Raw genomic sequence first — 12,301 nt, forward strand, 5'->3', positions numbered from 1 at the left:
GTGACGAGCGCTGAAACGGGCGATGCCTTCGGCATCCGGCAGCAGCGTCCGGAACTCCTGTCGAAAGTAAGGCCGCAAGCCTGTCCTCCGGCCATGTCGCGGAAACCTGGAGGTTCCTAAAGGCTGTTGGCCTGGGTGGCGTGGCTACGGGCACGACTGAGGACTCGCGCCAACCAGCGTTCGCGGGCTACGAGAGTGTCTATGGCGAGCGGGGCGTTAGGCGCGCAGTCCTCATAGCCGTGAAATCCGCCGGGCCAGACATGGATCTCCGCATCGCCGCCGCACGCCCAGATCGTTGAGGCAAAGGCAACGTCCTCGTCGCGGAAGAGATCGACGGTGCCGACGTCGATGAAGGTTGGAGGGAGCCCGGACAGGTCGGTCGCTCGGCCGGGCGCAGCGTAGATGGATACATTGTCGGTGCCGGCACGATCCCCCAGCAGCATGCGCCACCCGGTCTCGTTACTGGTACGGCTCCAGGGGAGTACGCCGGTCATGTGGGCCGAGGCAGTGTGCATCCGGTCGTCTAGCATCGGGCACGACAACAGCATTCCGGCGATGCGCGGCCCGCCGTTGTCGCGCACGCGAAGTGCTGTGCCAGCGGCAATGCCACCACCGGCGCTGCCGCCAGCGAGGACGAGCGTACTGGCGCCGATCCCGAGTTCGTCAGCATGATCAAAGGTCCAGAGTAGAGCGGCGTAGCAGTCGTCCACGGGCGCGGGGTCGGGATACTCAGGAGCGAGCCGATATTCGACGGAAACAACGACGGCGGCGGTCGCCATCGCAAGCCGAAGCGCCGGAACAACCCCGAAACGGTCGCCAGTGACCATTCCACCACCATGAATCCAGAAAATTCCCGGGCCGGTGCCGCCGTGATCAATGGGTGTGAAAACAGAGATGGTGATCTCTGATTCTGGCCCTGGGATCGTGTGTTCCTCCTCGGTAAAGGGGAATGCTTCGAGTAGCATTTCGCGGCTCGGCATTTTGTGGGCACGTGCTTTGGGAATGATGTCCTCGGTGATGTCTATCCTTCCGGCTGCTCCACCGAAGTACTTGTCGAGAATAAGCTGCCACGCGGCCGCGCATTCCTCATCCATGACTGGCATCGAATGATCCAAAGTACCCACCTCGCCCTGTACGTCACGTCGCTAGCGCGCGATAGTGACCCGGAAGTGACGTTACCATTGCGGTACTATCGCGCGCAAGTCGTCCGATCGGCGGCTCGGTCTTGCCGCCCACGGCGAGATAGGTGTGGCGCCGCGGAATCGTGAGGGCGGTCGCGGTGTGCGGCGGTGGCAGGGGACCGCAAGCTCTCGATCTTCGGCCCTGCGTCGCCGCCCCGGCAGCGAGATCGCGATCGGTGAACCGACAGGCCATCGATTATCTTGGAAGCAAGAACCGCAGGTAGAGCACCTGATTGCAGTAGGTTCCAAATGTAGGGCTTGACCACTCCGGCCGTCGGCGGCTGACACGGTCGGAGAAGGTAATGTTTGTCTGGGCGGGTCCGTTCGGCGCGAGGCTCGTCACCCGTCCGCATTCATATGTCGAACCGCGGTACAACTCCGGTGCGGAGGGAGAGGGCGGCGATGAATCGTCGGGAAAGACCACCTCGGGGTGGAACATCACCCACGACAAACAACCGCCCTTCTGACCCCGACCACACCCGAACCCGGACCGCGAGGGTTCCACTGCCGATCGCCATGTCTGCTCGGCCGGCGCCGGAACCTGCCTGGCGCGTCCGCGCCGCAGAGCCGATCTTCGCGGACGCGGCTTCAGATCGGCGCTAGATCTGGCCGATGGGCTCGCGCTTCTCGGCCTGGAACCGGTCCTCGGTGCGGCCAGCGGCCCAGTACGCGGAGATCGAGAGCTGTTCGCGGGGCACCCCGCGATCCACGGTGAGCAGGCGTCGGGCGGCTTTGACGGTGCCTCGCTCGCCGTGCACGAACACCTGTGGCGTTCCGGTGGGCCAGGGCAGCTCTCGCAGCGCGTCGACGAGTGGGTCGACGTCCGCCACCGCCGTCTCCCGGTGCAGCCAGCGCAGGTTGACGCCGTCGGGCCGGGGGATGGGGATCTCGTACTTCGCGGAGTCGACGAGCAGGAGCACCGAGCCCGTCGCCGCGGCGGGCATCGCGGCCAGGGCCGAGGTGGTGGAGGGGATCGCGGTCTCGTCGCCGGCCAGCAGGTGCCAGTCGGCGGCCGGGTCGGGGCGGTAGGCGCCACCGGCGCCGCTGAGGACGAGCAGGTCGTCGACCTCGGCGCCCGCGGCCCAGGGCCCGGCGATGCCCTCGTCACCGTGCACGATGAAGTCGATGGCCAGCCGGCGGGTGTCGGGGTCGGCCCAGCGGACGGTGTAGGTCCGGGTCGCGGGCAGCTTCTCCGGGTGCTCGGCCCGTAGCGCGGCGAGGTCGTACGGTGGCTCCAGGCCGTGCGCCGGATCGGCGAAGAAGATCTTCACGTACTTGTCGGTGAACGCGTTGTCGTTGTAGGCATCGAATCCGGGGCCGCCGAGCACGACGCGGACGATGCCGGGGCTGATCCAGCTCTTCTCCTGGACGGCGAGAACCGCCTGCGTTCGAACGGGCCGGGTGCGACCAGTCGTGGCCATGGTCCTGACCTCCTTCGTCGCCGGCTGGGCCGCCGGAGACTTTGAATGAAGGTAAGCCTAACCTGACCAAACTGCCGGTGTCGCTCGGGCGTCGGCGACGAGCAGATCACTGAAGGTCACGGACTCCCTGCCGGGCGCTCGCCCGCGTGGGCGACCGGTCTGGAGCGGCGGGTCTGAAACGACGAGTCTGGAGCGGCCGGTCGGGGATGGCGGGTCTGGAACGGCCGGCCTGGAATGTAAGCGATGAGTTTCGGGGCCGGGCGCGGTCCATGTGTCCATGGACGCAACCAACCTTGCCGACCTCTACGACCTCCCGCTGCTGGACTGGGCATCCGTCCAGGCCCGCCTCGCCGCCGGGATCGCCCAGGCCCCCGGCTCCGGCGGGCCCGACCGGCATACCTGCTGGCTGACCACGATCAATCCGGACGGCGCCCCGCACGTCACGGGCATCGGTGCCCTGTTCGTCGACGGCTGCTTCTGGTTCGAGACGGGGGAACGCACCCGTAAGGCCAGGAACCTCGCGCGCGATCCGCGCTGCGCGCTGAGCGTGGCCACCGCCGAGTTCGATGTCGTGCTCGAGGGGCGGGCGAGCCGGGTCACCGATCCGGTGACCGTGGTGGCAATGGCCGAACGCTGGGCCGCCGAGGGCTGGCCGGCCCGGGTGGACGAGTCGGGACAGGCCCTCACAGCCGAGTTCAGCGCTCCTTCGGCCGGCCCGCCGCCCTGGTTCGTGTACCGGGTCGGACCGACGGCCGCCACCGCGCTGCGGACCGTCGAGCCGGGTGGTGCCACCCGCTGGCGGTTCTGACCCCGCCGCACCGGTGCCCCGTGGCAGCAGGATCAGCGCCAGTCGGGAGAACGCCGCCGGTAACTCGTCGGCGCGTGAACGGGAACACGCCGCCCGCGGGCGAGGTTGCAGCGGCCGCGGACCGAGGCACGGTGTTCGAGCTGTCGGAGGGAGCCAACAATGCAGATCGGGATTATCGGGGCAGGTCAGATCGGTGGGACGCTGACGCGGCGGCTGGCCACGTTGGGCCATCAGGTGCGGGTGGCCAACTCCCGGGATCCGGAGACCCTGGCCGACCTCGTTCAGGAGACCGGGGCGACGGCTGTCTGGGCGTCGGAAGCCGCCGACGGCGCGGATCTCGTCATCATCAGCATCCCGCAGAAGCGCGTCCCGGATCTTGCGGCGGGGATTCTCAAGGGCGCGAAGCCCGGAGCCCCGGTGATCGAGACGAACAACTACTACCCGCAGCAACGGGACGGACTCATCGCCGCGATCGAGGCGGGTACCCCGGAGAGCGTGTGGGTCGCCGAGCAGATCGGCTCACCGGTGATAAAGGTGTTCAACGGGATCTGGTGGAAGCACCTGCTGGAGTCCGGCCAGCCGAAGGGCGCCGAGGGCCGCATCGCGCTGCCGGTCGCGGGCGCGGACGGGCCGGGGAAGCAGACGGTCTTCGACCTGGTCGACGACCTGGGCTTCGACCCGGTCGACGGTGGCCCGTTGGAGGAATCATGGCGTCAGCAGCCCGGCACGCCGGTGTACGGCAAGGACCTCGGGGCCGCGGCCGCCATCGAGGCGCTGGCCGCCGCGTCCCCTGTTCGCCCGGAGGAGTTCCGCGCCTGACGAGGCCCGACGACGCCTGACGAGGATGCCGCCTTGATGCGGATCTTCGCCGGGCGAGGTGGCGGAGCCGGGGGCCTGGGTGGGCCCCCGGCACCGGCCGGCGGCGGCGCCCGCATTCCGGATACCGCGGTCCGGATGTGTGGGAAGCCGAATCCGGCCGGCGGGATTCACGGCCCTTACAGGGTCCGTTTGTTGTATCCCTCGACCCGCGCGGCCAGCTGCGCCGCGCGCTGCTCGGGCGTGACGCGGGGGAGATCTGGCAACGCGTCCACCTCGGAGAGCGAGACGACCTTGAACTCGCGCACGAGGGTGCTCGTGTCGATCGTTGCGCCGGCCGGCGCGGCCTGCCACCGGATCAGCCCGAGTCCTTCGTCGAGACCGGTCGTGTCGAGCCAGTTGGCGACGCCGGGGTCCTCGTGTGACAGCACGAAGGTGAAGGTGCCGTCCGGATTCGGCGCGGTCTGGCCACGGTTGAGGGAAACCTGGGCCTTCTTGCCGTTCGCGCTGATCATCCAGGGGTCCATCATCTGGAAGCCGGTGTAGGCGGCACCGATCGGATCGGTGGTGACGATGATGGCCTGGTCCGCGGCGAGGTCCCAGCTGAGCGCCGCCATGAAGCCCGCCATGCTGCCGTTGCGGCCCTGAGCAGGCGTGATCTTGTTGCCCTTGAGGCCGCCGAACCAGAGTTCCGGGAACTTCGCCCAGAAGCGGACGTAGGGCGCAAGGTCGCGGCTGGCGGCCTTCCCGATCTCCTCGGGATCGAAGGTGCCGGGCGGCACGTCGTCGAGCGGGCGCAGCTCCATGCGGCACGGGCGCTGATCCCAGTCGGCGAGCATGTCGCGGGAACCGAGGGTCAGCCTGCCCGGAGCCGACAGCAGGTGCACCGGGCTCTCCGGTTCCGGGCCGATGGTGATGCGGAACGACCCGTCGGCGGCGATCTGCAGATCACGGTCGGTGATGCTGGCGAGCGGCGTCAGGTCCGACTTGTCGAGATCGATCGGCGGGGGGCTGACCTTGTTCCCCCGGTGCAGCTCGATGTTGAGCTGCGCGGGCCGCCGCGCCAGGTCGAACTGGCCGACGACCTCGTAGCGCCGGTCTCCCTCGAGGAAGGTGGTGCGGTAGAGCGCGTCGGGATTGTCTCCCGAGGTTCCGACACCGGGAAGCGTGTGGCCGAGCCATTCACGCGGCGTGTCATCCGTTCCCCACACCGGCGCGGGGGTCGGCAGAAAGTTCCCGATCTCGGCCATGACGAGCGAATTCGTCCACTGCGACATCGCCTCGTCAAGGGTGGCCGCGCCCGACTTCGACTGCCCCCTGGGTGTCGCCGCCAGCTCGGCGTAAAGCTCCGCTCGCACGTTCTTCAGGGCAGGGCCGTCGAGCAGCTGGAGGAGGGTCTCCTCGGCGAGGATCTGCGCGGGCGTCGCGAGCACCGGTCGAGTGTTCGGGTCACCGGCGAATGTCATGGTGACGACTCCTGTCGGGTGCTTTCCATATATGCCACCTATCCCGATTGGGAATATTTAGTGACAGTATAATGCCCCCAATGTGGGTGGACCGCAACGCCCGGCGGCTCCCGGGCCGATGGGGCGAGGCGTTGCTGGGCGGAGTGTGACCGACGCCGCCCGGTCGTGCACTGACATTCGCTTCATATGCATGATACATATATTTGTATCGTGCAACGAATGTTGGGAGGAGGCATGGCCTCCATCGAGAACACCGGCCACCGCGGCTCGGCCACCGGCCACCGCGCGGACGGCGCACTGCCCGTCAACGCGATCATCGCCGTCCTGGGCGCCGTGGGCATCGTCGTCGCGATGATGCAGACCCTGATGGTGCCGCTGATCCCGGTGCTGCCGTCGCTGCTGCACACGCACGCGGCGGACGCATCGTGGGCCATCACGGCGACCCTGCTCGCCGCGTCGGTCGCGAACCCGGTGTTCGGGCGGCTCGGCGACCTCTTCGGCAAGCGGCGCATGCTGCTCGTCTCCGGGTTCGTGCTGGGCTGCGGCTCCCTGGTCTGTGCCCTGAGCGACACTCTGGTGCCGATGGTCGTCGGCCGGGCGATGCAGGGCCTCGGGCTGGCGATCATCCCGCTGGGCATCAGCATCATGCGTGACCTGCTGCCGGCGAAGCGGCTGATCCCCGCCATGGCGCTGATGAGCTCCTCGCTCGGGATCGGTGGCGCCCTGGGCCTGCCGCTCGCCGCCGCGGTCGCCCAGCAGACGAACTGGCACGTGCTGTTCTGGGGCTCGACCGTGGCGGTCGCCCTGCTGATGGTCCTGGTGTGGCGGGTCGTTCCCGAGTCGCCGGTGCGCGGCACGGGCCGGTTCGACCTGCCGGGGGCGATCCTGCTCTCCGGAGGGCTCGTCGCGCTGCTGCTCGCCGTGTCGAAGGGAAGCACCTGGGGCTGGACCAGCACCACCACCCTCGGCCTGGGCGGAACGGCGGCCGCGCTCCTCGTCGCCTGGGCCTGGTGGGAGACCCGCGTCGAGGCGCCCCTCGTGGACCTGCGCACCACCATCCGGCGCCCGGTGCTGCTGACGAACCTCGCCTCGGTCATGCTCGGCTTCGCGATGTACACGATGTCGCTGATCGGCCCGCAGCTGCTGCAGCTGCCGAAGGCCACCGGGCACGGGCTCGGCCAGTCGCTGCTCGCCACCGGCCTGTGGATGGCCCCCGCCGGAATCGTCATGATGGCCGTCTCGCCCATCGCCGGCCGGCTGATCACGGTGCGCGGCCCGAAGGTGGCGCTCCTCGCCGGCTCGGCCGTGATCTCGGCCGGCTACTTCCTCGCCATCGGTCTCACCGGCAGCCCGCTGGGAGTCCTGCTCGTCAGCGTCGTGACCAGCGCCGGTGTCGGCCTGGCCTACGCCGCCATGCCCACCCTGATCATGCAGGCCGTCCCGGCCTCGGAGGGCGCCTCGGCGAACGGTCTCAACACCCTCATGCGCTCCATCGGGACGTCCACCGCGAGCGCGGTGATCGGTGTGGTCCTGGCGAACATGACCGTCACCTTCGGCTCGACCCAGGTGCCGTCCCTCGCCGGTATGCACATCGGATTCCTGATCGGCGCCAGCGCCGCCCTCGTCGCCTGCCTGGTCGCCATCGCCATTCCCGGCCGCCTGGCCCCGACACCGGACGTCGCCTCGAAGCCCGACGTGGCCCTGAAGCCGGACGTCGTTCTCCCGGCGCCCCGCCCGTCGTCGCCGCGGACGGCCGAGCCGGAGACGGCAGCCGTCTCCGCCCGCTGACCGGGGCCGGTGACCGCCGGCCCCCGGAATAACGGGAATCCTGGCAGCGAGATCACGGTGGGTGAGCGCGGCGAGGCGCCGGCCGTGCCTCGCCCCGTCAGCTGGCAGCTGTGAGGGCCTTCAACTGTTCCAGCGACTCGCGCATGATCGTCGTCAGGCCCCGGTCGGTCGGCTCGCCGACCCAACGCTCGAACGCCACCCGGAAGACGGCGATCCCCGCCTCCGCGGCCAGGCTGGCGTCCGAGTCGGCGACGCCGCGCCGGCGCAGACCCGCGGCGAGGGCACCGGACAGCGACGCCATTTTGATCAGTTCGCGTTCACGCAGCTCCGCGTTGGCGGCGATGACGGACTGGCGCCGCCGGGAGAACTCGCGCCGCTGGCCGAGCATCGTCGCCGCCGCGTCGAGGGCGGCCGCGACGGCCTCCATCGGCGACGCGGAGGCGGGGGTGCTCTCGAGCGCGGCGATCAGGTGCTCCTCCAGGATGGTCGAGCCGGCGAAGAGCACCTCGCGCTTGTCTGCGAAGTAGCGGAAGAACGTCCGGGCCGTGAGCCCCGCCCGCTGGGCGATCTCGGCGACGGTCGTCTGCTCGAAGCCGCGCTCGACGTAGAGCTCCATCGCCGCCTCGCTGAGCCGGCCTCTCGCGTTCGGCTCCCATCGCCCCATGCGACGATTCTAGTGATGACACACGCTGACATGACCTGCTAGGGTCATGTCATCAAATGACATCACGTCCGCCCCCGCGGCGGACGGCCCTCTGGAGGTCCTCATGCGCATCTTCGTCACCGGCGCATCCGGGTGGATCGGCTCGGCTGTCATCCCCGAACTCCGCGACGCCGGCCACCAGGTCGTCGGCCTCGCCCGCTCAGACACCGCCGCGGCCACCGTGAGCGCGCTCGGCGCCGAGGTGCTGCGCGGCGGTCTCGGCGACCCCGACAGCCTGCGTGCCGGCGCGGCCGGGTCCGACGGAGTCGTCCACCTCGCCTACGTCCACGACTTCTCCCGCATCGCGCAGGCGGCGCGGACCGACCTGCAGGCGATCGAAGCGCTCGGCGCGGCGCTCGAGGGCAGCGGTCGCCCGCTCCTCATCGCCTCGGGCACGCTCGGGCTCGCGGTCGGGCGGGTCGGAACGGAGCGGGACAGCGCCGACCCGAGCGTCCACCCGCGGATCGCCAGTGCGCATGCGGCGCTGGCGTACGCGGAGCGAGGCGTGCGGTCCTCGGTCGTGCGTTTCGCCCCGACGGTCCACGGCGCCGGCGATCACGGCTTCGTCGCCGTCCTGGTCGGGATCGCCCGGGAACGCGGTGTCTCCGGCTACATCGGCGACGGCGAGAACCGGTGGCCGGCGGTCCACCGCCTCGACGCCGCGCACCTAGTCAGCCTCGCCGTGGACGGCGCCCCCGCCGGCTCGGTGCTGCATGCCGTCGCGGAGGAGGGCGTGCCCATCCGCGCCGTCGCCGAGGCGATCGGCCGCGGCCTCGGCGTCCCGGTGGTCTCCGTGCCCGCCGAGCGGGCCGGCGACCACTTCGGCTGGCTCGCCCCGTTCCTCGCGGCGGACTGCCCCGCCTCCAACCACCTGACCAGCGAGCTGCTGAGCTGGAAGCCGACCCGGCAGGGCCTCGTCGAGGACCTCGACCAGGGCCACTACTTCCAGACGTCCAGCTGATCCTTCCGGTCTGTCACGCGGTGAGCCGGACGGGGAGTTCCCGCAGCCCGCGGATGGTGCTCTCCGTTTCCATCCGGGCCAGCGTCGCGCCGAGGCAGTAATGGATGCCCAGCCCGAACCCGAAGTGGCGGGCGACCGGCGCTGAGCCGGCTGCTGTGCCGGCCGCGGAGCCGGCACAGCGGGTGACGAGGAAGCGGTCCGGGTCGGCGAAGACCACCGGGTCGCGGTGGGCCGAGCCGACGAGCACGAGCGCCCCCTCGCCGCGGCGGAACGTCCGCCCGCCGATCTCGGTGTCGCGCAGGGCCGTCCGCGGGAGGAACTGCACCGGGGCCTCGTGTCGCAGCATCTCGTCCACGGCGGTGGGGACGAGGCCGGGGTCCGCGCGCAGGAGCGCCAGCTGGTCGGGGTTCCGCCTCCCGTTGCGCCTGGCGGCGGTCGGCGATGTCGTCCGGCGTGAGCAGGAAGTCCGGGTCGATACCGCGGATCAGCGCCTCCGCCCAGGCGCCGAATATCGGCTCGTCCGCGGCCGGAATGCCGAGCAGGCGGCATATCACGCGCAGCGGCGTCGGCAGGGCGTCCGACGGTGGCGAGGCTTCCAGCGGCGCCGAGGCTTCCAGCGGTGGCGGGCGCAGCTCGCTGGCCGGGTCCGGGGCCGGGACGGTGGTCATGCGGCTCCTCGTCTACGCGTGCGAATCCCCACGGGGTTTTCGGCCCGGCGGAACTCGATGGCCATTGTGGCCGCGGCCGGCCGGCCGTTCGTCTCGCATAAGGGCCTCGAATCGACCGATCAGGTATCGGTCCCCCGGACACGCGGAGCATCGGGCTGCCGGGCCGAAGGGCGTCCCAAATTCATGCAAGACTCCGTGCATGAAATGGGCTACGCTGCGCCTGACGAGACGCGAGCGCCGCGGGCCCGGCCCTGCCATCCATCGTGATCCGCGCGTTCGTGTCCTCGGCCCCTCTTCGTGACCGTCTGGAGCCGGCTGTGACGACTACCGAACTTCCCAAGTGCCCGATGGACCCGACTCGTGACGACCGCAAGTCGGCGGCGCTCGCCGCGCAGCGGGTGCGCGCCGATGCCGGGGCGCGCGTCGTCGGCAGCTTCGACTTCGGCCGGGCCATCCTGCGCAGTGCGACGATGCTGCAGGCCGGAGCCGGCTCCGAGCAGGTGAAGGTGGGCGGCGACGAGCACGGCCCGGTCTTCTTCCTCGACGGCGAGGAGCACCGGCGGCGGCGGACGGCGATCGCGCGCTTCTTCACCCCCAAGGCCATCAGCACCCGCCACCGCCTGGTCATGGAGCGGACGTCCGACGAGCTCCTCGCCCGGTTACGGGCGAAGGGCGGCGGGCAGCTCGACGAGCTGAGCTACCAGCTCGCCGTCGCCGTGGCGGCGGAGATCGTCGGCCTGACGGACAGCAACCAGGTCGCGATGGCGCGGCGCATCCAGGCGACCCTGCTCGGCACCCGGCTGCGGGGGATGCATCCCGTGATCCGCGTCGGGGCCCAGGCGTTGACCGCCGTCCACGCGATGCGGTTCTTCCTGCGGGACGTGCGTCCCGCGATCAGGTCGCGGCGGCGGGAGCGGCGGGACGACGTCATCTCGCACCTGATCGACGAGGGCTACCCCGACAAGGCGATCCTCATCGAGTGCATGACCTACGCGGTCGCCGGGATGGTGACCACCCGTGAGTTCATCGTGATGGTGGCCTGGCACCTGTTCGACAACGACGAGCTCCGCGCCCGGTTCACGGCGGGCGGTGAGGCCGACCAGACCGCGATCATCGAGGAGATCCTGCGCCTCGAGCCGGTCGCCGCCATGCTGCATCGGCGCGCGACCCAGGACTCCGACCTCGGGGTGGGCTCCGTCAAGGAGGGCGAGCTGCTCGCCGTGAGCATCCGGGCCGCGAACGTCGACCCGGAGACGGTCGGGGAGTGCCCGCACGCACTCGACCCGGACCGGGCCCGGCGGCTGAAGGCGGTCGGCTCCTACATGAGCTTCGGTGACGGCAGCCACCGCTGCCCCGGCGCGCAGGTGGCGATCAACGAGACCCGCGTGTTCCTGGACCGGCTGATGCGCCTGCCCGACCTCCGGCTCGCGCGCACCCCGGACATGACCTGGTGCGACGGGCTGATGAGCTACGAGCTGCGCGGCGCGACGGTGACCTGCTCCCGGGATCTCACCCCGGCGGCGCACGAAGTTGGCCAGGATGCTGGTCCGGACGGCGAACAGACCTGACCCGGCCGGACGTCGGGGCGCCGGGCGAGAGCTGGAGGGCGCATGTACACGGCCGACATCGAGTACACGTACGAGGGCCTGCGGCTGGTCGGCGCGCTGGCTTTGGACGACACGGTGTCCGGCCCCCGCCCGGCGGTGCTGCTCTGCCACGGGGGCACGGGGCTCGGCGACGAGGTCAGGGACTGGACGCGGCGGGTGGCCGGGCTCGGCTGCGTGGCGTTCGCCCTCGACTGTTACGGCGGGGGCAGGGAGTTACCGCCCGCGGACCTCGGCCCCCGCTTCGCCGAGCTGAGCGCCGACCCCGCGCGGGCACGGGCGATCGGCCGGGCCGGGCTCGACGTCCTGCGTTCCCACGAGGCGGCGGACCCGGCCAGGGTGGCGGCCGTCGGCTTCTGCATGGGCGGCACCCTCGCCCTGGACCTCGCCCGGGACGGGGAGGACCTCAAGGCGGTCGTCGCGTTTCACGCCGGTCTCGCCACGCCTCGGCCGGGGGACGCCGTGAACGTCACCGGCCGTGTTCTGGTGTGTGTCGGTACCGAGGACCCGTTCGTCCCGCTCGAGCAACGTCTCGCGTTCGAACGGGAGATGTGCGTCGCGGGGGTCGACTGGCGGATGATCCTGCACGGGGGAGTTGCCCACGGGTTCACGAACCCGGCCTTCGACGGCACCCGCCCCGGGATCCGGTACGACGGGCGGGCCGCCGAGCGGTCGTGGCGTGCGATGGTCGACCTGTTCGAGGAGGAGCTCGGTACCCGGATTACCCCGTGCCAGCCAGGCGTTCAGGACGACGACGATGCTCGGCGCGGCCCGGCGGAGGATGGCCGCGGACAGTAAGAAAGTGTACGTTTACTTCCCAACGGTTCGCCGTCATGGTCGCGCGCACCAGACGGGTGGCGGATCCTGTACGGGTGGTGGGCGCCG

General features: G+C 70.5%; 11 protein-coding genes. 6 read left to right on the top strand and 5 right to left on the bottom strand.

The annotated features are described in order from the left end of the window. Positions 1-116: 116 nt before the first annotated feature. Both FRANEAN1_RS17640 and FRANEAN1_RS17645 read right to left on the bottom strand, forming a co-directional pair. Complete coding sequence (locus tag FRANEAN1_RS17640) at positions 117-1,103, bottom strand: alpha/beta hydrolase (RefSeq protein ID WP_347177183.1); 987 nt, start codon at positions 1,101-1,103, stop codon at positions 117-119. A gap of 677 nt (positions 1,104-1,780) precedes the next feature. Next, on the bottom strand, positions 1,781-2,602 hold the full coding sequence (locus FRANEAN1_RS17645) for a siderophore-interacting protein (protein ID WP_020461182.1): 822 nt from the start codon (positions 2,600-2,602) through the stop codon (positions 1,781-1,783). Positions 2,603-2,879: 277 nt separating this feature from the next. Here FRANEAN1_RS17645 and FRANEAN1_RS17650 point away from each other — a divergent pair, with 277 nt between their 5' ends. Beyond that, positions 2,880-3,410, top strand: a complete 531-nt coding sequence (locus tag FRANEAN1_RS17650) for a pyridoxamine 5'-phosphate oxidase family protein (protein ID WP_020461183.1) — start codon at positions 2,880-2,882, stop codon at positions 3,408-3,410. 105 nt (positions 3,411-3,515) lie between these two features. Further along, positions 3,516-4,229 carry an NAD(P)-binding domain-containing protein gene (locus FRANEAN1_RS17655; protein ID WP_347177184.1) on the top strand — a complete coding sequence of 238 codons (714 nt, stop codon included), beginning with the start codon at positions 3,516-3,518 and terminating at the stop codon, positions 4,227-4,229. A gap of 176 nt (positions 4,230-4,405) precedes the next feature. On the opposite strand, the gene FRANEAN1_RS17660 is transcribed toward FRANEAN1_RS17655, so the two are convergent. Next, positions 4,406-5,692, bottom strand: coding sequence for a DUF1214 domain-containing protein (locus tag FRANEAN1_RS17660; protein ID WP_020461185.1), 1,287 nt, complete (start codon positions 5,690-5,692; stop codon positions 4,406-4,408). 234 nt (positions 5,693-5,926) lie between these two features. Between FRANEAN1_RS17660 and FRANEAN1_RS17665 the strand changes: the two genes are divergently transcribed. Next, positions 5,927-7,480 (top strand): MFS transporter, encoded by a 1,554-nt coding sequence (locus FRANEAN1_RS17665; RefSeq protein ID WP_020461186.1) that lies wholly within the window; start codon positions 5,927-5,929, stop codon positions 7,478-7,480. A 97-nt stretch (positions 7,481-7,577) separates the two neighbouring features. Here the strand turns inward: FRANEAN1_RS17665 and FRANEAN1_RS17670 are convergent, their stop codons facing one another. After that, the gene (locus tag FRANEAN1_RS17670; RefSeq protein ID WP_020461187.1) at positions 7,578-8,144 is read right to left on the bottom strand and encodes a TetR family transcriptional regulator; all 567 of its coding nucleotides are present in this window, start codon (positions 8,142-8,144) and stop codon (positions 7,578-7,580) included. Positions 8,145-8,247: 103 nt separating this feature from the next. Here FRANEAN1_RS17670 and FRANEAN1_RS17675 point away from each other — a divergent pair, with 103 nt between their 5' ends. Continuing rightward, a complete protein-coding gene (locus FRANEAN1_RS17675; protein ID WP_020461188.1) occupies positions 8,248-9,144 on the top strand; it encodes an SDR family oxidoreductase in 897 nt (298 codons plus the stop codon). Between the two features lie 13 nt (positions 9,145-9,157). Here FRANEAN1_RS17675 and FRANEAN1_RS43580 read toward each other — a convergent pair whose 3' ends face one another. Beyond that, positions 9,158-9,490 carry a cytochrome P450 gene (locus tag FRANEAN1_RS43580; protein ID WP_347177185.1) on the bottom strand — a complete coding sequence of 111 codons (333 nt, stop codon included), beginning with the start codon at positions 9,488-9,490 and terminating at the stop codon, positions 9,158-9,160. A gap of 639 nt (positions 9,491-10,129) precedes the next feature. Between FRANEAN1_RS43580 and FRANEAN1_RS17685 the strand changes: the two genes are divergently transcribed. Both FRANEAN1_RS17685 and FRANEAN1_RS17690 read left to right on the top strand, forming a co-directional pair. Beyond that, positions 10,130-11,380: a cytochrome P450 gene (locus FRANEAN1_RS17685; RefSeq protein ID WP_020461189.1), complete on the top strand. Its 1,251-nt coding sequence runs from the start codon at positions 10,130-10,132 to the stop codon at positions 11,378-11,380. Positions 11,381-11,422: 42 nt separating this feature from the next. After that, positions 11,423-12,214: a dienelactone hydrolase family protein gene (locus FRANEAN1_RS17690; RefSeq protein WP_020461190.1), complete on the top strand. Its 792-nt coding sequence runs from the start codon at positions 11,423-11,425 to the stop codon at positions 12,212-12,214. Positions 12,215-12,301 lie beyond the last annotated feature (87 nt).

It is taken from the genome of Parafrankia sp. EAN1pec, from assembly GCF_000018005.1.
In the GTDB taxonomy this organism is placed as follows: Bacteria; Actinomycetota; Actinomycetes; order Frankiales; family Frankiaceae; genus Parafrankia; species Parafrankia soli.

What these genes read in the sequence shown, in the direction of transcription:
- FRANEAN1_RS17640 (WP_347177183.1), bottom strand. Translation starts at nt 1,103, where the DNA reads ATGCCAGTCATGGATGAGGAATGCGCGGCCGCGTGGCAGCTTATTCTC.
- FRANEAN1_RS17645 (WP_020461182.1), bottom strand. Translation starts at nt 2,602, where the DNA reads ATGGCCACGACTGGTCGCACCCGGCCCGTTCGAACGCAGGCGGTTCTC.
- FRANEAN1_RS17650 (WP_020461183.1), top strand. Translation starts at nt 2,880, where the DNA reads ATGGACGCAACCAACCTTGCCGACCTCTACGACCTCCCGCTGCTGGAC.
- FRANEAN1_RS17660 (WP_020461185.1), bottom strand. Translation starts at nt 5,692, where the DNA reads ATGACATTCGCCGGTGACCCGAACACTCGACCGGTGCTCGCGACGCCC.
- FRANEAN1_RS17665 (WP_020461186.1), top strand. Translation starts at nt 5,927, where the DNA reads ATGGCCTCCATCGAGAACACCGGCCACCGCGGCTCGGCCACCGGCCAC.
- FRANEAN1_RS17670 (WP_020461187.1), bottom strand. Translation starts at nt 8,144, where the DNA reads ATGGGGCGATGGGAGCCGAACGCGAGAGGCCGGCTCAGCGAGGCGGCG.
- FRANEAN1_RS17675 (WP_020461188.1), top strand. Translation starts at nt 8,248, where the DNA reads ATGCGCATCTTCGTCACCGGCGCATCCGGGTGGATCGGCTCGGCTGTC.
- FRANEAN1_RS43580 (WP_347177185.1), bottom strand. Translation starts at nt 9,490, where the DNA reads ATGCTGCGACACGAGGCCCCGGTGCAGTTCCTCCCGCGGACGGCCCTG.
- FRANEAN1_RS17690 (WP_020461190.1), top strand. Translation starts at nt 11,423, where the DNA reads ATGTACACGGCCGACATCGAGTACACGTACGAGGGCCTGCGGCTGGTC.